This window comes from Roseburia sp. CLA-AA-H209, from assembly GCF_020687575.1.
In the GTDB taxonomy this organism is placed as follows: Bacteria; Bacillota; Clostridia; order Lachnospirales; family Lachnospiraceae; genus Roseburia_C; species Roseburia_C amylophila.
Genome location: NZ_JAJEQU010000006.1, coordinates 1 through 24,737 on the forward strand (window position 1 = coordinate 1; position 24,737 = coordinate 24,737).

The window sequence follows — 24,737 nt, forward strand, 5'->3', positions numbered from 1 at the left end:
CCAAAATCATCATCTACCTGATAATCCATTGCACCGTGCTTTGCAGAACGAACCCAGCGAGGCGCATCTGAACATGGATGTGAATTTGCGCCGGTTGCCAGAACGAACGAAATGTAAATCGAAATTCCCAGTGCCCCTTGCAGGCTTTATGTTACATCCGCATCCGGCGGACAGTGCAGTACTTCCGTCAAAGCAGGCGGAAAGACAGTTTACAATCAAGAAAAACATGCACTAAGAACTGCTGGCATTTCATATCAAAGAAAAAGAATTCCCTTCGGATAATCAAAATTCACCTGCAGACTTATGTCTCCTTTTTGCAATCACTTAAAATATAATTAGTTGAAAGGATTGTTGTTATGCCAGGATTTACCACCCACTATTTATTTGGACTGAATTCTTTTCGTGAATTAGAGGAACCGGATCTTGTTTCCTGCATCCGTAAATTTCCGCATGCATTCTGTATGGGCTTACAGGGACCGGATATTTTCTTTTATTACCTACCGTCCTACCTTCGCTCTTCCGGAAATATCGGGCAGTTGGCACACCACAAAAATACCGGTGTTTTTCTTATCCAGCTTTTAAAAAGTAAGGACATGTTCTTGGAAGAGACGGAGCAGCAGATTGCCATTTCCTATATCTGCGGCTTTCTTGGACATTATGTCTTAGATACTACCTGTCATCCATATATCTTTGCCAAGTCACACTATGGCACTTATGATAAGGGTTATTTTGGTCATCATGTATATCTGGAAACAGATATTGATGCAGAGCTTCTTACCTATTATAAGAACTGTGCGCCATCTGAATTCAACCAGAGTGCCACCCTGCACATCAGCCGGAAGGAACGGCACATCATTGCTTCTTTATTATTAAAGACTTACAGCTCCACATATAAAGAGTACCGCTTTACTTACCGCTCCATGCAGGCTGCCTTAGAAGCTGTGCAGCTTAATACCGCATGGATTCGTGACCCGCAGGGCAAGAAAAAAGTCCTTGCCCGTAAAATCGAGGCAAAGACTTTAGGTTATGCATGTATTTCTCCGTTGATTCCAAGTGACTACTTTACTTTTACGGTAGACCCGCTGAATCTTCGTCATTTCCGTTGGCGGAATCCATGGAACAAAGAAGATGTCTCCCATGAGTCCTTCTTTGACCTTTTGGATACTGCAGGAACCCGGTATCAGTCCATCTTAAATAAAACTGCAAGACTGTTTACGCTTCCAATCGGAACGCCGGTTTACCGGGAACAGTTAGATGCACTTTCCTTAGAGCTAGGAAACAACTCTTATGATTCCGGACTTCCATTATAGAAAAATTCCTGAATCTGACCACAGATAATCTCCATGAGGCGGGTGCGGGCTTCCACACTCGCCCATGCAATATGCGGCGTAATCAGTAATTTCTCACTGTCTTTGATTCTGCGCAGCGGATTTTCCGGACTCATCGGTTCTACCCGGAGGACATCCAGTCCTGCTGCCGCAATCTCGCCCTGTTCCAAGGCTTCTGCCAAATCCTCTTCTACCACAATCGGTCCTCTTCCAAGGTTTAAGAAAATAGCCGTTTTCTTCATCTGATGAAAAGCTTCTTTATTCATCAAATCCAACGTGTTTTCATCCAACGGTGCATGAACGGATACAATATCCGATTCCTTTAACAGTTCTTCGAAGCTGACACGCTCATAGCCCGGCTGGCTGTTTCGTCCGGAAGTGGAATAGTAAATGACACGACAGCCAAAGGCTTTTGCAATATCTGCAACTCTTCTTCCGATATTTCCAAGTCCGATAATGCCCCAGGTCATTTTTGCCAGCTCTCCGAAATGTTTATCAAAGTGGGTAAACATTTTATCTCCGATATATTTTTCATCTTTTACATAGCGGTCATAATAAGGCAGTTTTTCCAGTAAATAAAACAGCATGGCAAAGGTATGCTGTGCCACCGATTCCGTGGAATATCCCGCTACGTTGCGCCATGCAATACCACGTTTTTCAAGGTATGCCTTATCGAGATTATTCGTTCCGGTTGCCGTCACACACACAAGCTTTAAGTGGCTTGCATTTCTAATGGTCTTTTCGTTAACTTCTACTTTATTTAGTACCAGCACATCTGCATCCACGCTTCGTACTGCCGCTTCCTCTGCTGTCGAGAAATCATATTTTATAACTTCTCCCAATGCATCATATGCGGATAAATCAATATCCTCTCCAATTGATTTTGCATCTAAAAAAACGATTTTCATTCTATCTCTTCCTCCTGCAATGCTGCCGCAATTTCATTCATTTTCTTCTTGTCCAGCCGGTAAAATTTCAACGCAATCAAAGAACTCACCCAGCCGATAATCGGTGTTCCGCAAAATAGGAATATGGTTGTATAACGCAATACCGGTGTCAAGACATCACCAATCTGCGGAAATGTTTTATTATATCCAATCAGTAACATTACCAGTCCTACAAATGCCGTTCCCAGTGCTGCAAAAATTTTATCTACAAAGGAAAACAGTGCTCCCATCAGTCCCGGTACAAATTTACCGCTGCGGTACTGCTCATAATCGGAGCAGTCTGCAATCATCGGCACCACCATATTATTTGTAATGGACTTACAGCCATTTAACAATACAAAGAATAACATAAACCAGAAGGAAATGGCATTAAAATGTTTGAGATTAAAAGTAACCGTATTGATATTATCCTGCATCAATACCACAATCAATAGTAACTGGAAGAAAATGCCAAGTCCCGTAAATAATACCAGTGCCTTCTTCTGTCCCATCCGTTGTGCTGCCCGGATGCCAACGGTCACTACCAAAAGCGTTGGCAATGCTGCCACCACACCAATCCATCCGGCGATTCCATAATTTTCCATCATGATGCCATAAAGCATAACGCCTACTGTTGTATGGCTGTATACCGTTGCCGCAAACCGGTTGGTGCAGGCTGCCATAATCAGCATACGGATTGGCTTGTTCTGTTTTAAAATCAAGAAAAAATCCCACACCTTAATCTTCTGTGTCTGCTGATGTTCATAGCGTCCCGGCTGGTCTTTCTTCCAGATTCCGATTACCGCCAAAAGTGTTGCCAGTGCCGACAATACCACAACCCAGAATACATACTCCACATACAGCTCTTCGTTGGTAAATCCACCGTATTTCGGCACCAGATAATTGGCTACAAACAAGGCACTGCCGCCGTATGCCGCCATGATGAAAATGGAATCGAAATAAGTGGACAGCGGGCGTTTCTTCGGATTATTGGTAATAATCGTCTGCCCCGATTTGGCAACCACAGTCTGAAAGGTATATCCGATAATAAAAATTGCATAGATAATAATAAAATACGGAATCCGTACCCACTTTGGAATCAGATGTGTTGTCGCAAACAGGAGAACAGCACTGACTGCCATCAGTATATTTCCAGCCACCATAAAAGGACGGAATTTTCCAAACCGTCCTTTACTCTTATCCAACAGAAAACCAACCACAGGGTCAGTTACACCATCAAAAATATTCATTGCTGTTACCAGTGAAGAAATCAACACAACAGAAAAGCCAGCCATGGAATTGGCATAGTATGAGATATAGCCCATCAAAGCCAGATACAGATTTGCTGCTGTATTATTCATGGAAAAAAATGCAATCTGCCAGATCTTTGCATCATTATAATGAATTGTCTTTTCCTGCTCTATCTGTTCACTCATCATTCCTGCTTCTTACTTCTTCAAATAATTCTTTAATGCTACCATCTGTTCTTTTCCCTCAAGATAACCTTCTTCGTATAATTCTTCTAACCGCTTCGGGTCACTTTCGGTTCTGCCTACCCCATGGGTCGTATCCGGTGCAATTACAAAAACGCGTCCTTCTTTTTCCAACCGGAATAATTTTTGCATGGACTCATTATATTTTGCCGGACGCTCCTTCAAATCCTTTACGATATTTGGATAACGCCGATATAATGCAGAAGAAATCTTCGTTCCTCCATCCGTATGCTTCTCATAGCCACGCTCTCTTGTCAGTACGACAATTACCTTATCGCAGCCCTGCTCTAATGCCCTCTCAAATGGAACGGAATCTGCCACGCCGCCATCCAGATAATAGCGTCTGCCTACCTGCACCGGCTTGAAAAATACCGGAAGTGCACAGCTTGCTTCGATAACTGACATGCTGGAGCTGTCTCTTGGCACTTCAAGATACTCTGCTTTACCGGAATGAATGTTGGTCACTGCTGCTTCCACCTGTCCCGGAAATGCTGCAAATGCATCATAATCAAAGGGCAGTAATTTATTTGGCACTTCATCAAAGACGTAATCCAGATTATAAAAGGTCTTGCGGTTCTTATCAAATAAGAACTTAAATCCCTGATAATTGCCATCTGACATATATTTTCTTGCAAGCTCTAAGTTTCTGCCGTGCTGCTTTGACAAATAGGATAAGCCAAAGGCTATTCCTGCCGATACGCCGATAAAATAATCAGGCATTATATTTTCTTCAAGAAATGCGTCTGCCACTCCACAGGAAAAAATTGTCCTGCTGGCTCCGCCTTCAAATACCATTCCAAGTTTCATATGCAATCGCCTGCCTTATCTTTTCTTACTCTACTGTGGTTTTACAATCAGTTTGACACCACTTATTGCCACAACTTCTGCAGTAGTATCTGCTTCTATGGTAACTGCATCGTCATTGCTTCTTGCCGTCCATTCCTGTCCGTTTAATACAGCTGTTCCTGTCTCTTCGATATTGTCAATCTTCATTGTTACACGTACGGTCTTTCCGATGGCATCCTCGTAATTCGTCCGGGTCTTATGCGGGTTTAAATATTTTACTGCCCATGGTCTTGTAAAGAATAACAATACAAAAGATACCACAAGGAATAAAATTACCTGCAGCCAGACTGGACCTCCTACTGCTGCCACAATCAGGGCTGCCATGCTTCCGCCTGCAAACCAGATGGTTGTCAGTCCTACCGTAATAATCTCTATAATCAGTAATATTACAAAAAGTGCTAACCAGAAAATAATCATCTCCTGCTCCTCCCTTTTCTTCGTTTGCATCTATTATAGCAAAAAGTCATATATATAGGAAGTAGAACCTTCTCTTTTCCTTATGTCTTTTCCTAAGCTTTACAGATTCTTCTCAAGATTATGGCGCACCCGCTTTAAAAGAGAGGATAGCTCATCTGCTTCCTCTTTTGTCATTCCATCCACCAGGAGCTTCTCCACTCCAGAAAAGAAGTTCATCATTTTCAAATGCTGCTGTTCCCCTTTTTTCGTCAGAAGAATCTGCTTTAATCGTGCGTCCTCTTTTAGTTCTTTTCTGGTAATCAGCTCCTTTTTCTCCATGGACTGTAACATTTTGCTTGCCGTTGCCCTGGAAATTAAGAATTCCTGCTCGATGTCCTTCTGGCAAATGACCTTATCTTTATTACAATATAAAAAGCCCAGTGTCCGCCCCTGCATCGGTGCCACACCATCTCGGTGATCCGCACCATACCGGTCGCAGTACATCCCTATCATATTGTGTATGACCCGGATATCGTTTCCAAGTTTTCTCTCTTTGCCCATTTCATAATCCTTCTTTTCTTTCCCGAAAAATTCATTGACATATAAAAAATATTGTTATATAACAATATCTGTTAGTATGCTAACATTTATGTTATAGCATACAATTTAGAAAAAAGGAAGTGAAATTTATGTTAAAGACTTTAGCTGCCCAGATTAAAGAATTTAAACGTGATTCCATCTTAACTCCTATCTTTATGATTCTTGAGGTTCTGATGGAAACTTTAATTCCTTTTCTGATGGCTTCCATCATTGATAATGGTGTCAACAAGGGTGACATCCATCACATCTATGTAGTCGGTGCCTGGATGGTCGTTGCTGCATGCTTCTCCCTGTTTGCCGGAATTATGGGTGGAAAATATGGTGCCCGGGCATCCACCGGATTTGCCCGTAACTTAAGGAAATCCATGTTTGAAAATATTCAGACCTTTTCCTTTGCTAACATTGATAAATACAGCACTGCAGGTCTTGTTACCCGTATGACTACCGACGTTACCAACCTGCAGAATGCTTACCAGATGATCCTCCGCATGTGTACGAGAGCACCGGCCAGTCTGATTTGTGCCATGGCAATGTCCTTCTTTATCAGTCCGAAGCTTGCCAGCGTTTATCTGATTGCCATTATCCTCTTAGGTGGTGTGCTTGCTATCATCATCCGGTTTGCTACCAAATATTTTAATGAAGCTTTTCCAAAATATGATGACTTAAACGCAAGAGTCCAGGAAAATGTTTCCGCTATCCGTGTCGTAAAAGCTTATGTCCGTGAAGACCATGAAGCTTCTACTTTTAAGAAAGCCAGCGGAAATATTTACAAGCTCCTGGTAAAGGCTGAAAATGTTGTTGTTTTCAACGCTCCTGCCATGCAGTTTACGGTATATACCTGTATTCTTTTAATCAGCTGGCTTGGTGCAAAGATGATTGTAAACAGCAGCCTCACTACCGGTGAGCTGATGAGTCTCTTAACCTACTGTATGAATATTCTGATGAGCCTGATGATGCTCTCCATGGTATTTGTCATGATTACCATGAGTGTTGCCAGTGCCCGCCGGGTTTCTGAAGTATTAAACGAAAAGAGTAACTTAAATAACCCAAAGCATCCGGTTATGGAAGTAAAAGACGGAAGTATTACCTTCGACCATGTTACCTTCAGCTATAAAGAAGATGCGGCTGAGCCGGTTCTTTCCGATATCAATCTGTCTATTCATTCCGGTGAAACCATCGGTATCTTAGGCGGAACCGGAAGTTCCAAGTCCAGTCTGGTGAACTTAATCAGCCGTCTGTATGATGTAAATGAAGGCTCTGTCTCCGTTGGCGGCATTGATGTAAGAAAGTATGACCTTGATACCCTGCGTAACCAGGTTGCCGTTGTACTGCAGAAAAACGTACTTTTCTCCGGTACAATTCTTGATAACCTGCGCTGGGGCGATAAAAATGCTACGGAAGAAGAATGTATCCGTGCCTGCAAATTAGCATGTGCCGATGATTTTATCAACACTTTTCCGGATAAATACAATACATACATCGAACAGGGGGGAACCAACGTATCCGGTGGTCAGAAGCAGCGTCTTTGTATTGCCCGTGCCCTCTTAAAGAAACCGAAGATTCTGATTCTGGATGACAGCACCAGTGCCGTAGATACCGCAACCGATGCAAAAATCCGCAAAGCCTTTGCCGAAGAGATTCCGGGTACAACCAAGCTGATTATTGCCCAGCGAATCTCCAGTGTCCAGAGTGCTGACCGCATTATTGTCTTAGATGAAGGTAAGATTAACGGCTTTGGAACCCATGAAGAATTATTAGCAAATAATGCCATCTACCGTGATGTCTATGAATCCCAGACCGGCGGCGGTGGTGACTTTGATGAGAATGGAGGTGCTCAGTAATGGCTGAAAAAAGGAAAGTAAAGAATCCGGGCAAATTATTCTGCCGTCTGATGGCTTACATTTTCCGGAAATACGGAATTGCCTGCTTCCTGGTACTTGTCTTTATTGTATTAAGTGTTCTTGCCAACACCCAGGGAACCATGTTTATGAAAACCCTGATTGACAGCTATATTATCCCGATTCTGAATTCACCGGATAAGGACTTTGCACCGCTGGCTGCTGCCATCCTTCGTGTTGCATGCTTTTACGGTGTGGGAGTTTTAAGTACCTTTGCTTATTCTAAGATTATGATTTATATTACGCAGGGTACTTTAAATGATTTGCGAATCGATTTGTTTACCCATATGGAAACACTGCCCATTAAATACTTTGACACGCATGCCCACGGCGATATCATGTCTGTATACACCAATGACATTGATACCCTTCGTCAGATGATCAGCCAGAGTATTCCGCAGTTAATCAACAGTGTCATTACCATTGTCAGTGTACTGATTTACATGATTATCCTGAATATCCCACTGACTGTTCTTACTCTTGTAATGGTTGGTGTCATGCTCCTTGTCACGAAAAATCTTGCCGGAAAAAGTGGTAAATACTTTATCGCTCAGCAGCGTGACCTTGGTGCAACCAATGGTTTTATCGAAGAAATGATGGATGGTCAGAAGGTAATTAAAGTCTTCTGCCACGAAGAAGAAAGTATCGAAGCTTTTAACAAATTAAATGACCAGCTTTTCCACAGTGCTGACAATGCCAACAAATTTGCCAATATCTTAATGCCGGCAAATGCCCAGATTGGTAACATCAGTTATGTACTCTGTGCCATGGTTGGTGGTGTCCTCGCCTTAAATGGCATCGGCGGATTTACACTGGGCGGACTGGCAAGTTTCTTAACCTTTAACAAAAGCTTTAATATGCCAATCAACCAGGTCAGCCAGCAGTTAAACAGTATTGTTATGGCTATGGCAGGTTCCGAGCGAATCTTCACCCTTTTGGATGAAACACCGGAAACAGATGAAGGTTATGTTACTCTTGTCAATGTAGAAAAAGACGGAGAAAAGCTTGTAGAGACCTCCAATACCCGAAGCGGACGCTGGGCCTGGAAACACCAGCATCAGGCAGACGGCTCCATTGACTATGTAGAGTTAAAGGGAGATGTGGTCTTCGATGATGTAGACTTTGGATATAATGATGATAAGATTGTCTTACACAATGTAAAATTATTTGCTACTCCCGGTCAGAAAATTGCTTTTGTCGGTTCTACCGGTGCTGGTAAGACCACCATTACGAACCTGATTAACCGTTTCTATGATATCCAGGATGGTAAAATCCGTTATGACGGTATCAATATCAACAAGATTAAGAAAGCTGACTTAAGACACTCTCTTGGCATCGTATTACAGGATACCCACCTCTTTACCGCCAGCGTAATGGAAAATATCCGCTACGGTAAACTGGATGCTACCGACGATGAAGTTATCGCTGCTGCAAAGCTTGCCAATGCTGATTCCTTTATCCGCCATCTTCCGGATGGTTACAATACCATGCTGACCGGTGATGGTGCCAACTTAAGCCAGGGACAGCGTCAGTTACTTGCCATCGCCCGTGCAGCTGTTGCCAATCCTCCGGTACTGATTCTTGACGAAGCAACCAGCTCCATCGATACCAGAACCGAGCGTATCGTTCAGGATGGTATGGATAAACTGATGGCAGGCAGAACAACCTTTGTCATTGCCCACCGTCTCTCCACTGTTAAGAACAGTGACTGTATCATGGTATTAGAGCAGGGTCGCATTATTGAACGGGGCAGCCACGACGAACTAATTGCCCAGAAGGGTAAATATTATCAGTTGTATACCGGACTGCACGGATAAACTTTCTACATGCAGGTTCTGTCATAGACAGTGCTTTATAGCTTTATAGCTTCTTAGCAACGTAAAAGACACGAAGTATGTTTCAACCAACTGTTGTTTGTCTGAACATACCTCGTGTCTTCTTTCGTATTCTATGCAATGTCTGCTATGCAAATGGTTTTGCTACAAATTTTCCTTTACAATATCTGGCAAGAATATTCCGGTCATTGCCATCATAGATATACTGCTTATTTTCGAATGAATTTATCATCCTGCGTGGTTTCATCGTCCGATACGTAACGTTCTACTCTCATATGAAGATCATATTTATCCCGCAATGCCGCAATGGTCTGCATCATCGGAGACGCATGGTGCACATCTAATGCCTGTTGGTTCTCCCAACTGTCTATTAAAAGCACCGTTTTCTCATCCTGCATCGGTATAAAATATTCATACCTTAAATTGCCCTCTTCCCGGCGGATTGCATCTGCCGTTCCGCTGCTTTCCATCTCCCGGGCAAACTTTAATGCATTTCCATTTTCACCGGTGTAATAAAGATTTACTGTTATACTCATATGCGTCTCCCTCCTGATAATATTTTTATTTTATAAATGTAATATTGCAGTTATCAAAATTCTAGTTATAAAGTCTCTAAGAAATGAATCATCAGTTTCTTTAATCCCTGTTGCTCTGTTGCAAGTATTACATTCATCAGATTTGCTTCTAACATTCGTTTCATTTTCTTCTTTAATTTCATATGCGTCACTCCTTTTTTAACGGAGCCCGGAATTTATTTTCCGGGCTCCAACATGCTATAAATGCAAGGGACATATGGCGATGTCTTCCTTACAGTTCAAGGATAACATGTTTTCTGTTCTCTGCAACAAGTGTGACGGATTTTGAATGATCGTTTCAAAAGAATCGGCTCTTATGAATAAAATCTTGAAATTTTGTTTCATTTTATTGCTATGATTTTTCTGTATCACACAGGTTCTTTACACCAATCTCATAATATTGCTTGCTCAGTTTTATATTTTCATCATAACCGGCAGAAAATTCCATTGCAAACATAACATCCAGAAGGTATTTTGTTGCTGCGGAAAATGCCACTGTCCACAGTCCTTCCATCCGGATACTTCCACACTCTGTCAGTGTTCTTGGTGTCAGCAGAACCTCATCCACATATGTTTTCATCCTGCTTTTGCCCTGGGATGTAATCAGAATGGTTTTTGCTTTTGCCCGATGTAAATCCCTTACCAGTTCCACCAGCTTCTTATTATTTCCGGTATGACTAATCATGATGGACAGATGATTTTCATTATTCTGCAATGCCATCATCCTTTGTATATTATCTTCCGCATAAGTATTTGCCACCTTATCGCAATGGAAAAACTGACTGCAGCCGTAGCGTGCCAGATGTATATTCATATCAAAGGCATAGAAATCAATGTACTTGGCCTCATGCACCATTTTTCCCACCCGCGCCAGCTGATCAATCGTAAGAAGACGCTTTGTCTTTTCAACGGCAAGGGTGTCAATGTCCGCAATCTTATTCATAATGGTCATGGCATTTTCCTGCTGCTGTATTACAAAATGCTCTGTGGTCGTCTCCTGTCCACCCTCCGTACTCTGCAATTCACTTAGGAAACGCAGCCGGAATTCTCCATAATCCTGACAGCCGATTTTCCGGCAAAAGCGGCTTACAGCAGCAGTACTGCTATAAGAAACTTCCCCTAACTGCTTTGCTGTCATGGAAATGACAGCCTCCGGATGTTCCATCAGATAATCACGAATATTTCTTTCCCGTTCCGTCAAGTCCTTCCGCTCCTGCATCTGTCGGATAATTTCCATTTGCCATTCTCCTTTTTACGCATTGAATTCATCTAAAATTGCATACAATTCTTCAGCACTAGCTGCCAGATGTGTTGCTCCATGCTCCTTTAAAAATGGAACATCCCGGAATCCCCAGGTCACACTGATACATGGCATACCGGAATTTGCTGCTGTTGCAATGTCCACATCAGAATCGCCTACATAGACCGCTTCTTCCCTGCTGCTTCCAAGCTCCTTTAACGCCTGCATAACAGTGTCAGGTGCGGGTTTCTTACGAATGCCATCTTTTTCTCCAATGGCAACTTCAATCTTTCCTTTAAAATAAATCTGCTGTAATTCCTTTACTGCAAAATCCGCTTTATTTGAAACAATTGCAAGGCGATAGCCCTGTCCCTTTAAGGAAGTAATTATTTCTTCCACGCCCGGATAAAGACAGGTGGTATCATTACAATGCTCACCATAATATTCTTTAAAAGCTGCAAATACATGCTCAAATTCCGGATTTTCCTCTCCGCCCTCTAACGCACGCTCAATCAGCTTGCGGATGCCATTTCCGACAAATTTCCGGACATCCTCTATACTGTGCTGTGGCTGTCCATATTTTTCCAATGCATAATTGGTTGCATCAGTCAAATCCTTTAATGTGTTTAATAAGGTTCCATCCAAGTCAAAGATAACAGTGTTATATTTTTTCATCCTTCTTCTACCTTTCTGTCACTTCCCCCGCCCCATAATTAGCAGACAGCAAATGTAAATCATGCGCTGACATTGCTCATGAGAAGCTGTCTTCTTGTAGCCATATAATTTCTGCTGCATTTTCTTTTTCAGAAGCAGTGCACACGCAGATGTGGTAATCCGGTATCCCATCATACTCTGCGAAGCTTACCGGCTGCTGGATGCCTTCCCGGTAAAATGCGATGCCATCTTTCTTCGGATAAGATGCGATGCCATTCTCCCTCCGGTGAACTGCAATGCTCTTTAAGGGAAAGGTAATTCCTTCGCCACTCCATTTTACATAGCTTTCCTTGGCTGTCCAGAGGCGTACAAATGCCATTTCTTTATCCGGCTGGCTTTGTATCCATGCCTGCTCGTCCTTTGTGAAGCACTTGTCCAAAAGCGTCTGCTTTAATGCTCTCCGGTGTTCGATATCAATTCCAACCGGTGCATCAGAAAATACCGCCACTGCATAGTTTCCTGTGTGAGACAGATTAAAATGCAGTCCCTCACAGCCTGCCACCTGCGGCTTGCCATGGGTTCCCATTATAAGCTGACAGGCATCTAAATCTATGCCATTTTCCCGTAACCCATAGGAAAGCAGGATGCCTGCAGCAATACTCCGCAGTCTGTCCTCTTCTTTTTTTATTTTATTTACCTTCTCCCAACGTGTGGGAAGCAATTTTATTTGTTCTTTATATTCCGGATGCTCTTTTAACAGCCGGATATCCATTCCATATATGCTCCACATATCCACATCATAGCACAAATACAAAAAGTTCTCCACATTCTGTTATAAAAAAGAATGTGCCTTGGCACATTCTCGCGCCTGCGGCGGTCGCTTGCGACATCTACCTTATACGCCGCAGTGCGCATCCTCGCGGAGCATTTTTTACTTTACAGGAAAGCAATTTCCTGTAAAGTAAAAAATCCCCGGGCAAAATACTTCTCTTCCCATAAGAAGCATTTTGCCCGGGATTCCACTTTTAAACTATGTAATTAGTCCTGATTGATAGTCTCATTTAAGATTCCAGTAATCTCTTTCATGGACTTTTCAAACTCTTCATCATTGTTGTTATTGAAAATCAGTAAATCATCTTTTACATTCGGATCATGCAGATCTTCCGGAATCTCAAAGTTACAGGATGCAATATATTCATCCCAGTGCTCTAACTTCCAATCATCACGGTCAGATGCTCTGGTAATCATTCTCTCATGAACGATTTCCGGATCTGTCTGTACCCAGATTGTTACTAATGTAGCATCTTTCTTTGCCAGCTGGGCTTTCAGACCTTTGATATATTCCATATCACGGATTTCTCTTGTAAATGGTGCATTGATAAGAACCAGATCTTCATACTCCAATGCCTCCAGTGCCAGATTTACGACACATTCATATTCATAATCACGAATGTTCTTCTCAAAGAAATCACTGCTTCTATTATATGGCTGTCCAGCCACTACAAAAATCTGTTTGGATAATGTAATTAAAGTATCCTTATCCAGATATACAATATGATTTAATCTCTTTGCCAGTTCTTTTGAAATATATGTTTTCCCGCAAGCCGGCGGTGATGTTACGATAATCAGTTTCTTGCTCATTTCTACTTCTTCCTCCGTATTGCCTGTTCATTTTTCTCTCTATTATAAAACAGGTTTTCCGATAGAACAAGTGGTTTTTTTTACTTTTTTTCCTATTTTTTCATAAATATGCAATATTTTTTAAGATAATAACAGCCGTTTATCTTAGAATTGCTCCGTTACTTTCGATTACTTTTTTGTACCAGTAAAAGGATTTCTTTTTGGTTCTCTTCAAGGTGCATTATATCCGATTGGTGGTCTCCCACTGTCGGTTTTCCGCTGGCACTGATGGCATCTCCTAATACGATGGTCAGTACCTTCTTATATTTATCCTTAGAAAGTGGCAGAAGATTCTGCTCATCCTTTACCAGTGTAATTGCTTTATCGGATACCTGATATGCCATGTCAATATGCTTCTTACAACGCAAAATATCAAGGGCGGACTCATCCGGAATCAGAGTATGCGATTTCTGTTTCTCATGCAGCTTCAAAGATGCTTTTGTTGCCAAAATATAAGTAACCGCCTCATTCAGACGTTCTTCTGAAATTATGCCACTCTTAACTGCCTCTAAAACAGTCTCGTAATCCTCTTTCAGATTCTTCGTAAATAAAAGCATGTCACAGCCTGCATTGATGGATTTCGGAAGCAGCTCTTTACGTCTTCCGGCACAGCCAAAGCCTACCATATTGGTGACATCTGTAGTAATCATTCCGTTGAAACCAAGCTTTCCTCTTAACAATCCCTGTAGCAGTTCTTTCGATAATGATGCTATATGCAAAAAAATGCCCTTTTTCCACACAAATTTGATTTGCACATTTATTTTATCCGGTGTATATTTTTACTGAACTGACAAAAGAAAGAAGGTCGAAAAAATGGAACACATTGCAAGAAATGATGCTTTGGCATTACTGAAAAAATATAACAAAGACCCTTTTCATATTCAGCATGCGCTTACGGTTGAAGCTGTTATGAAATGGTATGCCAATGAATTAGGCTATGGCGAGGATGCTGAATACTGGGGTATCGTGGGACTGCTTCACGATATCGACTTCGAATTATATCCTGCCGAGCATTGTCTTAAGGCTCCGGAATTGTTAAAGGATGGCGGCGTTTCGGATGACATTATTCATGCGGTCTGTTCCCACGGCTACGGCATTACCGTAGAATGTGGCACAACCATTGATGTGGAACCGCTTCACGAAATGGAAAAGGTCTTATTTGCTGCAGACGAATTAACCGGTCTTATCTGGGCAGCCGCACTGATGCGTCCGTCCAAAAGCACGAAAGATATGGAATTAAAATCCCTAAAGAAGAAATATAAAAGCAAAGGCTTTGCTGCCGGATGTTCCCGCGAGGTCATCGAGCGCGGTGCCGCTCAGCTTGGCTGGGATTTAGAGAAACTGCTTACCATGACTTTACAGGCAATGGCGGCAACCGAAGATGAAATTAAGGCGGAAATGGACGCGGAATAATTTTTCTATCTTGCTCCTGCCCTCTTCCTATGTTAAAATGTGAAAAAGCATATATTATACAATCTATATGGCACTTTCTATAGTTCAAATCCGGTTCTGCATAGAACCCAGCATTTCTGTATCTATCTATGCTTTTGATTCACTATTTAACTAAAAAGCAGGAGCGATACAGTATGGAAATAACTACCATTATTCGATAGCAGGTAATCTTTTGCCACTGGATATGATATTTATTTTCTATTGCTGCTTATCCTCCTGCCACACACAAGGAGGACTTGCTTATGACAGGAAAAGCACATGAAGCAAATGAAACAACGAAACGCACACCGGTGGCGAACCGCAAATTTAAGGACACTGTTTTCCGGATGCTGTTTTCGGATAAGGAAGCACTATTATCCCTTTACAATGCAATTAATAACAGTCATTACACGGATTCCGGTGCCCTCGAAATTGTAACCCTGGAAAATGCCATTTACATGGGAATGAAGAACGATCTGGCTTTTATTCTGGACATGAATCTTTATCTATACGAGCATCAGTCCACAATGAATCCAAATATTCCGCTTCGGGATTTATTCTACATCGCAGCGGAATACCAGAAGCTTGTGGATAAGAAATCCCTGTATTCTTCTGCACTACAAAAAATTCCAAATCCCCATTTTATTGTATTTTATAATGGAAGCACACCGATAGATGACTGCTATACCAGCCGTTTGTCAGATGCTTTTTATCATGTAACTGACAATCCATCGTTAGAACTTATTGTTACTACATTCAATGTAAACGCAGGACACAACACCGAGTTAATGTCCCATTGCCAGATATTAAAGGAATATTCCATTTATGTTGCAAAGGTTCGTTCCTTTACAGAACAGATGCCTTTGGATGATGCCGTGCAAAAGGCTGTCACCGAATGCATTCAGGAAAATATTCTGGCAGATTTTCTTAGGAAGAATCAGGCGGAGGTAATTGCTATGAGTATTTTTGAATACGATAAAGTTGAAGAAGAGAAAAAACTGAGAAAAGCCGAATTTGACGCCGGTGTTGAACAGGGATTAAAACAAGGCGTTGAACAGGGTGTTACCCTTGGGCAGAAACAGGCTTCTACCGATACTGCCCTTCGCCTTTTAAAAACAGGAAAATTTGATACGAAAGAAATAGCTGAACTTTGTAATCTTCCTTTGGAGGATGTTACTGCACTCATGAAATAACTTTGTTTCAATTTTTCACTAACATCCTATTGCCAGATATTCCATTTATGTCGCAAAGGTTCGTTCTTTTACCGAACAGATGCCTTGGGATGATGCCGTACAAAAAGGCTGTCACCGAATGCATTCAGGAAAATATTCTGGCAGATTTTCTTAGGAAGAATCAGGCGGAGGTAATTGCTATGAGTATTTTTGAATACGATAAAGTTGAAGAAGAGAAAAAACTGAGAAAAACCGAATTTGACGCCGGTGTTGAGCAGGGATTAAAACAAGGCATTAAGCAGGGACAGAAACAGGCTTCTACCGATACTGCCCTTCGTCTATTGAATACCGGAAAATTTGATGCAACGGAAATAGCAGAACTTTGTAATCTTCCTTTGGAGGATGTTACTGCACTCATGAAATAACCTTTATATTACATAAATATTTGATACCTATAGAACCTGCCACTGGCAGTTTCTTACGGATACTTGATAACTGAAATCGCCAGATAACTATACATCTGTTATCTGGCGGTATTTATATCTAAATCAGCAATATTTATTTCTTTTATTCTATCACTTGTACTACCTTATCCCATGCATACATTTTAGTTCCATCTTCTAATTTCACAACATAGAAAGTCTTATTTTCATCCTCATTTACTCGCACCCCATAAACGTCAAATTCTGTTCCATTATCCACCCATAGTAATTTTCCACATTCTTTTGCACTTGGCAGAGCAGCTAAATTTATTCCATCGCCATCCCCATAAGAAATCCGAATCCGAAACAGCACCGGCTCCTCTGTCTCTGTTGCCACTTCTGTTTCTGCTACTGCTGCTTCTTTTTCCGTTGGCATCGTGTATTCTGTTTCAGTTGCAGCTATAGCTGCAGTTTCCGTTTCGGCATCCGCCGCGCTCTTTTCTCCACATCCGCCTAAAGCAAAACTTACTGCCAAGACCAAGCCTGTTATGATGACTGATTTTATACATTTTCTCTTTGGATATTCCATTCTAAATTCCTCCCTTATTCTTTTGTGAGATACTATAAATATATTTCACTTTTGTTTTAATACTTATAGTATATGTTTTCTATTGTATTGTGTCAATAGTCTGTGGAATACGTCACTTATTGCTTATAGTATAGATTAAAAAGGATGGATGATTACTATGAGCGAAATTGCAAAATCAGTTGGACAAAGAATTCGAAATTACAGACTTTCTCTTCATTTAAGCCAGGAAAAGCTTGCAGAATTATCAGGTTGTCATCCTACCTACATTGGTCAGTTGGAACGTGGCGAAAAAAATGCCACTTTAGAAAGTATCGAAAAGATTGCAGGAGCTTTAAATGTTCCTATTTCAAAATTAGTGGAACAGATTGGAAAATCCTCTGATGCCGCCACTGATATTCCATTAGAATGCTATCATTTTCTCTGTAAGAAAACCTACAAAGAACAGGAGGCACTATACCAGTTGCTGCTTAATGCGGATGCCTATAAATCCTTATAATACCGGCAAATTTACAGACGCCGGCAAACCTACAGACATCCAGCAACACTACAGACATCCGGCAACACTACTGGCACTCGTCAAACCTATATAGAACCTGCCACCGGCAGCTCAAGAAACCCGCAGACCACCTGTTTTCAAACAGATAATCTGCGGGTTTCCTGCTATAATCTTATTTCTAGTTCTAATTCTATTTCCGGTTCTATCTATATTATATCTTCATTTATAACACTATCACAGCATACCACAACTTTCCTGTTGCTTACTGGTACTTGCTGGTTGCCTTCAGCCGAGTCAGGGCACGGGATAAGGATGCTCTGGAATGATAGTATTCCTGGATGCTCTGCTTCTGCCGCATCTGCTCCTCGGCACGTTCTTTTGCTTCTCTGGCACGGGCAACGTCAATCTCTTCCGGATGCTCTGCAGTTTCTACCAGAAGCGTCACACGGTTGTTGACGATTTCCACAAAACCCATGCCAACTACTGCATATTCCCAATTTGCAGTACCTTCCGGCTGAAAACGCATTTCACCCTCATCAATGGCAATGACCATATCTTCATGGTGTGCTAAAATCTCTTTCTGTCCGTCATATTCCGGAACAATCAGAGAACGGCATCTGCCGGCATAGAATACCCGGTTTGCTGCAATTATTTTTAAATAAAATGTATTTCCTGCCATACCTGTACCTCTATTCTAAAGATGATAGCTTCTATGCATTCTGGTGTTCCATCTCTTCTGCTTTACGAATGACATCTTCTACTGTTCCTACGTTGAAGAATGCATTTTCCGGATACTGATCCATATCACCATCAATGATTGCCTTGAATCCACGAATGGTTTCAGCTAATGGAACGTAAACACCCTTTACACCGGTAAAGTTCTCAGCTACATGGAACGGCTGTGATAAGAACTTCTGAATCTTTCTTGCTCGATATACCAGTAACTTATCCTCGTCTGCCAGCTCTTCCATACCAAGAATTGCGATGATATCCTGTAACTCTTTGTATTTCTGCAGAATCTCCTGTACTTTCCGGGCAACCTGATAATGTTCTTCTCCAACAATGTCTGCCTCTAAGATACGGGATGTAGATTCCAGCGGGTCTACTGCCGGATAAATACCCTGCTCTACAATCTTTCTGGAAAGTACGGTGGTCGCATCCAGATGTGCGAAAGTAGTAGCCGGTGCCGGGTCAGTTAAATCGTCTGCCGGTACATAGACTGCCTGAACGGATGTAACAGAACCGTTCTTTGTAGATGCAATACGCTCCTGCAATTCACCCATTTCAGTTGCCAGTGTCGGCTGATATCCTACTGCGGAAGGCATACGTCCTAACAATGCAGATACCTCAGAACCTGCCTGGGTGAAACGGAAAATATTGTCGATGAAAAGAAGCACATTCTGGTGTTTCTCATCACGGAAATATTCTGCCATGGTAAGTCCGGTCTCAGCCACACGCATACGTGCTCCAGGCGGCTCGTTCATCTGACCGAACACTAAGGCCGTCTTCTCTAATACACCGGATTCCTTCATTTCTGTCCAGAGGTCATTACCCTCACGGGAACGTTCTCCAACACCGGTGAAAATAGAATATCCACCATGCTCTGTTGCAATATTACTGATTAACTCCTGAATCAATACGGTTTTACCTACTCCGGCTCCACCGAACAATCCAATCTTACCACCTTTTGCATATGGTGCCAAAAGGTCGATAACTTTAATACCGGTCTCTAAGATTTCTTCTGCCGGATTCTGGTCTTCAAATGCCGGTGGTTCACGATGAATGACCCATTCCGGTGCATCCTTCAATGGTTCGCCACCATCGATTGCTTCTCCTAATACGTTGAACAGTCTTCCCAGTGTCTGCTCACCGACCGGAGTTTTAATTCCGCTTCCTGTAGCGGTTACTTCCATATCACGGCAAAGTCCCTCACTGGAAGCTAACATAATACAACGTACCGTATGATTTCCGATATGCTGTGCCACTTCCATGATGCACTTCTTATCGCCGTTTTTCACTTCAAGGGCGTCTTTGATTGCCGGCAATTCTTCGTCTTCAAATGAGACATCCACTACCGGGCCTAACACCTGTATGATTTTTCCTGTCTTCATGAAAAAGCCTCCTTATCACTGCCTCTTTTTCCGTTTCTGAGCTTTCGCTCCTGCAATGACCTCGGTTATTTCCTGGGTAATTGCTGCCTGTCTTGCACGATTATATAAGATATCCAGCTCATGGAGCATGTCTTTGGCACTTTTGGTTGCTGCCTCCATTGCCATCATTCTTGCGTTCTGCTCGCAGGAATAAGACTCAACTAACGCTCCATAGATGAAACCAACTACATAATCCGGTACAATTCGATCCATCACCGCCTCCGGAGATGGTTTCAATGCCAGTTCCTCCATCGGAATATCTGCAGGCAGTTTCACGTTAAAACTTGCTTTCTTCAGTGGGAGCAGCTGTCTGATCTGTGTCTCCTCCTGAATCGCATTGACCATGCTGGTATAGATGATATAGACTTCGTCTAACTCTTCTTTCCGGTACAGTTCCAGAAGTTCCTCTGCAATATTTCTTGCACGGTTCAGTGTCGGATTCTGTACGGTATAGTGGAACTGCTTATCAATCTCAATTCCACGCTGTTCAAAATAGTGACGGCCTAACTCACCTAATACAAACAGTTTGTTATTTTTATGTGCTTTCAAATGCTCCTCTGCAAGCTTTAATACATTATGGTTATAGGAGCCTGCCAGACCCTTATCTGCCGTAATAACAATATAGCCTACCATCCGTTCTTCCGGCTTTTTCTCTTCGTTGGTCTTAAAATAAATGTCCTCAATATCCGGAAGATGTCTTAAGATTCTGCTCATTTCCGACTGCAGGGTAAAGAAATAAGGTTCCGTGTCAGAAAGCATTTTCTTTGATTTCTTCAGCTTCGAAGAAGAAATCATATACATTGCATTGGTAATCTTCAATGTATCATTGATACTCTTCATCCGATCCTGAATTTCCTTTGCATTTGCCATAACAACACCTGCTCATTCCTATTGATTTCTACTGTCTTCGAATTCTTTTGCAGCCGCAACAATCTTATCGGTCAGTTCATCGGAAAGCACTTTGGTTTCTTCGATTTCCCTGCCGATTTCCGGATGCTTCAAATCCATATATTCAAGAATCTCATTCTGATACTGTTTTACATTCTTTGTTTCTACTTTATCAAATACACCATGGTTTGCCATACACAGTGTCTCTACCTGCTCATGCAGGGAAAGCGGATGGCAGAGTGGCTGTTTTAAAAGCTCCATCAATGCTTTTCCATGCTGTAACTGTGCCTTGGTCATATCATCAAGGTCCGATGCAAACTGGGTAAATACTTCCATCTCACGATACTGTGCCAGGTCGATACGGATACTTCCGGATGCCTTCTTCATTGCCTTGGTCTGTGCAGCACCACCGACACGGGATACGGACAAACCAACGTTGACTGCCGGACGCATACCTGAGAAGAAAAGGTTACTCTCTAAGAAAATCTGTCCGTCTGTAATGGAAATGACGTTGGTCGGAATATATGCGGATACGTCTCCTGCCTGTGTCTCAATGATTGGCAGTGCGGTAATGGAGCCTCCGCCCAATTCATCACTTAAACGGCTGGAACGCTCTAACAATCTGGAATGTAAGTAGAATACGTCACCAGGATAAGCTTCACGTCCCGGAGAACGCTCTAACAGCAGAGAGATTGCACGATATGCTACCGCATGTTTGGATAAATCATCATATACGATTAACACATCTTTTCCCTGATGCATAAAGTACTCTGCCATTGCAGTTCCTGCATATGGTGCGATGTACTGCATGGATGCAGGATCACTTGCAGTTGAGGAAACCACAATGGAATAATCCATTGCATCATGCTTGGTCAGTGTAGATACGATTTTTGCTACACTGGACGCCTTCTGTCCAATGGCAACATAGATACAGATTACTCCTTTGCCTTTCTGGTTAATGATGGTATCTGTTGCAATGGAGGTCTTTCCGGTCTGACGGTCTCCGATAATTAACTCTCGCTGTCCTCTACCAATTGGGAACATGGAGTCAATGGACAAGATTCCTGTTTCCATTGGTGTATTTACTGATTTACGTTCTACAATGCCCGGTGCTTCCTCTTCGATTGGACGATAATCATCTTCCTTAATCTCGCCCTTTCCATCAATCGGCTCACCTAATGCATTGATAATTCTTCCAACAAAGCCTTCCCCTACCGGGATTCCGGCTTTTTTCCTGGTACGAACCACTTTGGTTCCTTCTTTGATTCCGGTATCACGGCCGAATAAAATAACACCGATTTCATTCTGTCTGATATCCTGTACCATTCCTTTGACACCGTTATCAAATACAACAATTTCACCATACATTGCATGGTCAATTCCGTAAATGGTTGCAATTCCATCACCAACCCAGATTACGGAACCGGTCTCACGACTGGATTCATCCCAGTCAAATTCTTCTATCTCGCTCTGGATAATCGAGATTATGTCTGCAGCACTAATTGCGCCCACAGCCTTCACCTCCCTGTTAATTTTCTTTCCAACTGACGTAAGCGGCCTTCATAGCTTCTGTCATATTCTTTATGATGAACCTTAATGATGTATCCGCCTAAGAGATTCTCATCTTCCTTTTCTGTCAGAACAATCTCACAGTCGGGATATTTCTCTGCAAGAATCTTTCTTGCCTCTGCTTCTTCTTCCGGCTGTGGTGTGCCTGCACAGGTCAGTTCTGCACGCAGGATATGATTCTGTCTGTCCCAATAGAGATAAAATGCATCCAGGATATCCTCTATTTCTCCGATATAACCCAGTCTGCACATCATCTTGGTATAGTTCACAAGCACCTTGGATAATCCGGCATCCTGATAAATTTTCTCTATCACGGCATCCTTCTTATGTATGGAAATCACCGGACTTGTGAGAACCTTAAGCAGTTCCGGTGTAAGCTCATAAAGCTCCCGGAGTTCATCTGCCTCCTGTCTTGTGGCACCCAGCCGATACAATACCTTTGCGTTATTTACTGCTTCCTGTGTCATGAGCATCACCTGTTTTCATAATTTTCCGTGCAGCGATAACTGCCAGTTTGGCAATCTCAGCCTGAGCTGCCTGCTGTGCCTTTTCCTGCTCGTTTGCAATATCTTCCTTGGCTTTTTCTAACATATGCTCAGTCTCTTCCCGGGTCTTCTCTACCGAGCGTGCATGCTCTTCTTCTGCTCTTGCTCTGGCATCAATAATAATCTGGTCTGCCTCCGTTCTTGCATCCGATAAGCGTTCTTCATAATCTGCCTTTAATTTTCTGGCATCTTCTTCGCTTTTCTTTGCATCGTCGAACTGCTTCTTTACCATTTCTTCTCTTGCCTCAATCACATTCATGACTCTCTGATAAAGAAATTTACGAAAGACTACATATAATACCAGCAGATTTACAACGGTCCATAAAATATTCCAAAAATTAATGCTAAGCATTTCCCGTACCTGCCTTTCTATAATCTTTCTTTATTATTTTAAGAAGAGGATGATTAACAATGCGATAACGAATCCGTAAATAGCAGTTGCCTCTGCCAATGCACATCCAAGAAGAAGTGATTTGCTGATTTTGCTCTCTGCTTCCGGCTGTCTTGCAATTGCATCTACTGCGGATGATGTTGCTTTTCCAATTCCAAGTCCTGCTCCAATACCTGTTAATACTGCGATACCTGCTCCGATTGCTACTAATAATGTTGATGACATAATATGCACTCCTTTTCTTTTCTACTTTTTTGTTTCTCTTTTTGTTTTTTCTTCCCTATTCGGTTGCTTCTTTGACGAACAATGCGGTCAGAAATACGAATACATATGCCTGAATCAATCCGTCAAAAATGTCAAAATAACAGCTAAATACTGCTGGCAGAATTGCCGGTACTACCATTTTCAGCAATTCCATAATGACAAATGAACCTAATACATTTCCAAAAAGTCGCATACACAGCGACAATGGTTTGATAAAGACCTCCAGAATATTGATTGGAAGTACTACCGGCATCGGCTCTGCAAAACTCTTAAGCCAGCCCTTCGTTCCTTTCCTGCGGATACCCGCCATCTCAATCAATATGATACTCATCAGGGACAATGCTGCAGTAACATTCATATCCTTGGTCGGTGGTTTAAATCCCAGCAGACCGATTAAGTTGGCAATTCCAATATAGATTGCCACCGTCATAAGATAAGGAATATACTGCTTTCCATTTTCGCCTATGGTATCCCGGAAGAAGTTATTCAACCCGTTTACAGCCGTTTCCAGAATAATCTGTCTGCGTCCCGGATGTTCCACACTTAAGTTCCTGGTCAGGAGTATGCACAGCACAATAACTACTGCCATGATAATCCAGGTTACTACTACGGATTCATAAATGGGAACGCCTCCGAAAATCGGAATTGTAAATACCGTTTCACAGTTCAATTCTTCCATCAGGCTATTTACCAGAGCATCCATCTGTCTCACTTCCTTCTGCTGCTCTAAGGCATTTTTAAATCGTTAAAATTCTAACAAGAAAAAAATGCAAACGCAACCGTTTTCTTTCTGCAAAAATAGGTCTGACCATTTGCTGTTTTTTCGTGTAAATATTCCATATTCTTCTGCAATTTTTGCCAGTTTTTTGGTTGTTTTTTTATGCAATTTGTACACTTGCGTCAATTTGTATATTTTGGTATTAAAAAAATGCAGAAATTTCCTGTTTTTTCACAAACATTTTCTGCATTTTTCTTATTCTTTATAGACTTTATACAATTTTAATCATTAAGCTTACTTCACCAGAATTCCGTGGTGTTCCTCCATATAACCGCCGAAAATGGCATTCTTATAGCCTAATTTCTTAAATGCTTTTACCGCCTTTTCGGACCGGTAGCTGTAACTTCCTATAATATAAAAAGATTTTTCCTTATCCGGGAATCTCCGCAAAATACGGTCTTCCGTTATCTTGTCCAGCGGAATATTCTTTGTTCCTGCCACATGTCCTTTCTGGTAATCTTCCTTTGCCCGGCAGTCAATTATAATTGCATTTTCCGAAGTATGCGCTGCATTGATTGCTTCATTTACAGTCAGACGTTTCTTAAAAATACCCATTCTTCTGTTCCCTTCT

General features: G+C 42.0%; 29 protein-coding genes. 8 read left to right on the top strand and 21 right to left on the bottom strand.

What is annotated here, in order from left to right:
• A partial coding sequence (locus LKD41_RS06970; RefSeq protein ID WP_227700782.1) for a hypothetical protein occupies positions 1-235 on the top strand: 235 nt, incomplete at its 5' end.
• 121 nt (positions 236-356) lie between these two features.
• On the top strand, positions 357-1,310 hold the full coding sequence (locus LKD41_RS06975; protein ID WP_227700783.1) for a zinc dependent phospholipase C family protein: 954 nt from the start codon (positions 357-359) through the stop codon (positions 1,308-1,310).
• Here LKD41_RS06975 and LKD41_RS06980 read toward each other — a convergent pair.
• The 5 genes from LKD41_RS06980 to LKD41_RS07000 all read right to left on the bottom strand — a co-directional run bounded on the left by LKD41_RS06980 (position 1,286) and on the right by LKD41_RS07000 (position 5,550).
• Positions 1,286-2,236: a D-2-hydroxyacid dehydrogenase gene (locus LKD41_RS06980; protein WP_227700784.1), complete on the bottom strand. Its 951-nt coding sequence runs from the start codon at positions 2,234-2,236 to the stop codon at positions 1,286-1,288. The genes LKD41_RS06975 and LKD41_RS06980 overlap by 25 nt on opposite strands.
• The gene (locus tag LKD41_RS06985) at positions 2,233-3,690 is read right to left on the bottom strand and encodes an MFS transporter (RefSeq protein WP_227700785.1); all 1,458 of its coding nucleotides are present in this window, start codon (positions 3,688-3,690) and stop codon (positions 2,233-2,235) included. Before LKD41_RS06985 ends, LKD41_RS06980 begins: the two co-directional genes overlap by 4 nt.
• A gap of 12 nt (positions 3,691-3,702) precedes the next feature.
• Complete coding sequence (locus LKD41_RS06990) at positions 3,703-4,554, bottom strand: patatin-like phospholipase family protein (protein WP_117947180.1); 852 nt, start codon at positions 4,552-4,554, stop codon at positions 3,703-3,705.
• A gap of 30 nt (positions 4,555-4,584) precedes the next feature.
• Positions 4,585-5,010, bottom strand: coding sequence for an NfeD family protein (locus tag LKD41_RS06995; RefSeq protein ID WP_022243497.1), 426 nt, complete (start codon positions 5,008-5,010; stop codon positions 4,585-4,587).
• Positions 5,011-5,109: 99 nt separating this feature from the next.
• Entirely contained in the window at positions 5,110-5,550 is a 441-nt protein-coding gene (locus LKD41_RS07000; RefSeq protein ID WP_227700786.1) for a MarR family winged helix-turn-helix transcriptional regulator, read from the bottom strand.
• 128 nt (positions 5,551-5,678) lie between these two features.
• On the opposite strand from LKD41_RS07000, the gene LKD41_RS07005 reads away from it, so the two are divergent.
• Positions 5,679-7,430: an ABC transporter ATP-binding protein gene (locus LKD41_RS07005; protein WP_227700787.1), complete on the top strand. Its 1,752-nt coding sequence runs from the start codon at positions 5,679-5,681 to the stop codon at positions 7,428-7,430.
• Positions 7,430-9,304, top strand: coding sequence for an ABC transporter ATP-binding protein (locus LKD41_RS07010; RefSeq protein ID WP_227700788.1), 1,875 nt, complete (start codon positions 7,430-7,432; stop codon positions 9,302-9,304). The genes LKD41_RS07005 and LKD41_RS07010 overlap by 1 nt, the downstream gene beginning before the upstream one ends.
• Before the next feature lie 227 nt (positions 9,305-9,531).
• Here LKD41_RS07010 and LKD41_RS07015 read toward each other — a convergent pair whose 3' ends face one another.
• From LKD41_RS07015 to LKD41_RS07040, 6 genes are all read right to left on the bottom strand, one after another.
• Entirely contained in the window at positions 9,532-9,858 is a 327-nt protein-coding gene (locus LKD41_RS07015) for a putative quinol monooxygenase (protein ID WP_022243501.1), read from the bottom strand.
• 391 nt (positions 9,859-10,249) lie between these two features.
• Positions 10,250-11,134: a MurR/RpiR family transcriptional regulator gene (locus tag LKD41_RS07020; protein ID WP_227700789.1), complete on the bottom strand. Its 885-nt coding sequence runs from the start codon at positions 11,132-11,134 to the stop codon at positions 10,250-10,252.
• A gap of 15 nt (positions 11,135-11,149) precedes the next feature.
• Positions 11,150-11,812 (bottom strand): HAD family hydrolase, encoded by a 663-nt coding sequence (locus tag LKD41_RS07025; RefSeq protein ID WP_022243504.1) that lies wholly within the window; start codon positions 11,810-11,812, stop codon positions 11,150-11,152.
• Positions 11,813-11,888: 76 nt separating this feature from the next.
• Positions 11,889-12,605 carry a 4'-phosphopantetheinyl transferase family protein gene (locus LKD41_RS07030; protein ID WP_227700790.1) on the bottom strand — a complete coding sequence of 239 codons (717 nt, stop codon included), beginning with the start codon at positions 12,603-12,605 and terminating at the stop codon, positions 11,889-11,891.
• Positions 12,606-12,829: 224 nt separating this feature from the next.
• Complete coding sequence (locus LKD41_RS07035; RefSeq protein WP_117697827.1) at positions 12,830-13,432, bottom strand: AAA family ATPase; 603 nt, start codon at positions 13,430-13,432, stop codon at positions 12,830-12,832.
• 158 nt (positions 13,433-13,590) lie between these two features.
• Positions 13,591-14,190 carry a glycoside hydrolase family 3 N-terminal domain-containing protein gene (locus tag LKD41_RS07040; protein ID WP_227700791.1) on the bottom strand — a complete coding sequence of 200 codons (600 nt, stop codon included), beginning with the start codon at positions 14,188-14,190 and terminating at the stop codon, positions 13,591-13,593.
• Between the two features lie 94 nt (positions 14,191-14,284).
• Between LKD41_RS07040 and LKD41_RS07045 the strand changes: the two genes are divergently transcribed.
• From LKD41_RS07045 to LKD41_RS07055, 3 genes are all read left to right on the top strand, one after another.
• Positions 14,285-14,884 carry an HD domain-containing protein gene (locus tag LKD41_RS07045; protein WP_227700792.1) on the top strand — a complete coding sequence of 200 codons (600 nt, stop codon included), beginning with the start codon at positions 14,285-14,287 and terminating at the stop codon, positions 14,882-14,884.
• A gap of 281 nt (positions 14,885-15,165) precedes the next feature.
• Complete coding sequence (locus tag LKD41_RS07050; protein WP_227700793.1) at positions 15,166-16,095, top strand: hypothetical protein; 930 nt, start codon at positions 15,166-15,168, stop codon at positions 16,093-16,095.
• 179 nt (positions 16,096-16,274) lie between these two features.
• Positions 16,275-16,499, top strand: a complete 225-nt coding sequence (locus LKD41_RS07055; protein WP_227700794.1) for a hypothetical protein — start codon at positions 16,275-16,277, stop codon at positions 16,497-16,499.
• 142 nt (positions 16,500-16,641) lie between these two features.
• Here LKD41_RS07055 and LKD41_RS07060 read toward each other — a convergent pair whose 3' ends face one another.
• A complete protein-coding gene (locus LKD41_RS07060; protein ID WP_227700795.1) occupies positions 16,642-17,085 on the bottom strand; it encodes a hypothetical protein in 444 nt (147 codons plus the stop codon).
• A gap of 157 nt (positions 17,086-17,242) precedes the next feature.
• Between LKD41_RS07060 and LKD41_RS07065 the strand changes: the two genes are divergently transcribed.
• Positions 17,243-17,581 carry a helix-turn-helix domain-containing protein gene (locus LKD41_RS07065; RefSeq protein ID WP_227700796.1) on the top strand — a complete coding sequence of 113 codons (339 nt, stop codon included), beginning with the start codon at positions 17,243-17,245 and terminating at the stop codon, positions 17,579-17,581.
• Between the two features lie 262 nt (positions 17,582-17,843).
• Here the strand turns inward: LKD41_RS07065 and atpC are convergent, their stop codons facing one another.
• From atpC to LKD41_RS07110, 9 genes are all read right to left on the bottom strand, one after another.
• A complete protein-coding gene (gene atpC, locus LKD41_RS07070) occupies positions 17,844-18,260 on the bottom strand; it encodes an ATP synthase F1 subunit epsilon (RefSeq protein WP_227700797.1) in 417 nt (138 codons plus the stop codon).
• A 31-nt stretch (positions 18,261-18,291) separates the two neighbouring features.
• Positions 18,292-19,692, bottom strand: coding sequence for a F0F1 ATP synthase subunit beta (atpD, locus tag LKD41_RS07075; protein WP_227700798.1), 1,401 nt, complete (start codon positions 19,690-19,692; stop codon positions 18,292-18,294).
• A 15-nt stretch (positions 19,693-19,707) separates the two neighbouring features.
• Entirely contained in the window at positions 19,708-20,601 is an 894-nt protein-coding gene (gene atpG, locus LKD41_RS07080; RefSeq protein WP_022243512.1) for an ATP synthase F1 subunit gamma, read from the bottom strand.
• Between the two features lie 18 nt (positions 20,602-20,619).
• Positions 20,620-22,140 carry a F0F1 ATP synthase subunit alpha gene (gene atpA, locus LKD41_RS07085; protein ID WP_431978793.1) on the bottom strand — a complete coding sequence of 507 codons (1,521 nt, stop codon included), beginning with the start codon at positions 22,138-22,140 and terminating at the stop codon, positions 20,620-20,622.
• A complete protein-coding gene (gene atpH / locus LKD41_RS07090; protein WP_118087878.1) occupies positions 22,137-22,655 on the bottom strand; it encodes an ATP synthase F1 subunit delta in 519 nt (172 codons plus the stop codon). The genes atpA and atpH overlap by 4 nt, the downstream gene beginning before the upstream one ends.
• On the bottom strand, positions 22,633-23,085 hold the full coding sequence (gene atpF, locus LKD41_RS07095; RefSeq protein ID WP_117841553.1) for a F0F1 ATP synthase subunit B: 453 nt from the start codon (positions 23,083-23,085) through the stop codon (positions 22,633-22,635). The genes atpH and atpF overlap by 23 nt, the downstream gene beginning before the upstream one ends.
• A gap of 33 nt (positions 23,086-23,118) precedes the next feature.
• Positions 23,119-23,349, bottom strand: coding sequence for an ATP synthase F0 subunit C (gene atpE / locus LKD41_RS07100; protein WP_012743658.1), 231 nt, complete (start codon positions 23,347-23,349; stop codon positions 23,119-23,121).
• 55 nt (positions 23,350-23,404) lie between these two features.
• On the bottom strand, positions 23,405-24,091 hold the full coding sequence (locus LKD41_RS07105) for a F0F1 ATP synthase subunit A (protein ID WP_227700878.1): 687 nt from the start codon (positions 24,089-24,091) through the stop codon (positions 23,405-23,407).
• 309 nt (positions 24,092-24,400) lie between these two features.
• A complete protein-coding gene (locus LKD41_RS07110; protein ID WP_022243517.1) occupies positions 24,401-24,721 on the bottom strand; it encodes a rhodanese-like domain-containing protein in 321 nt (106 codons plus the stop codon).
• Positions 24,722-24,737 lie beyond the last annotated feature (16 nt).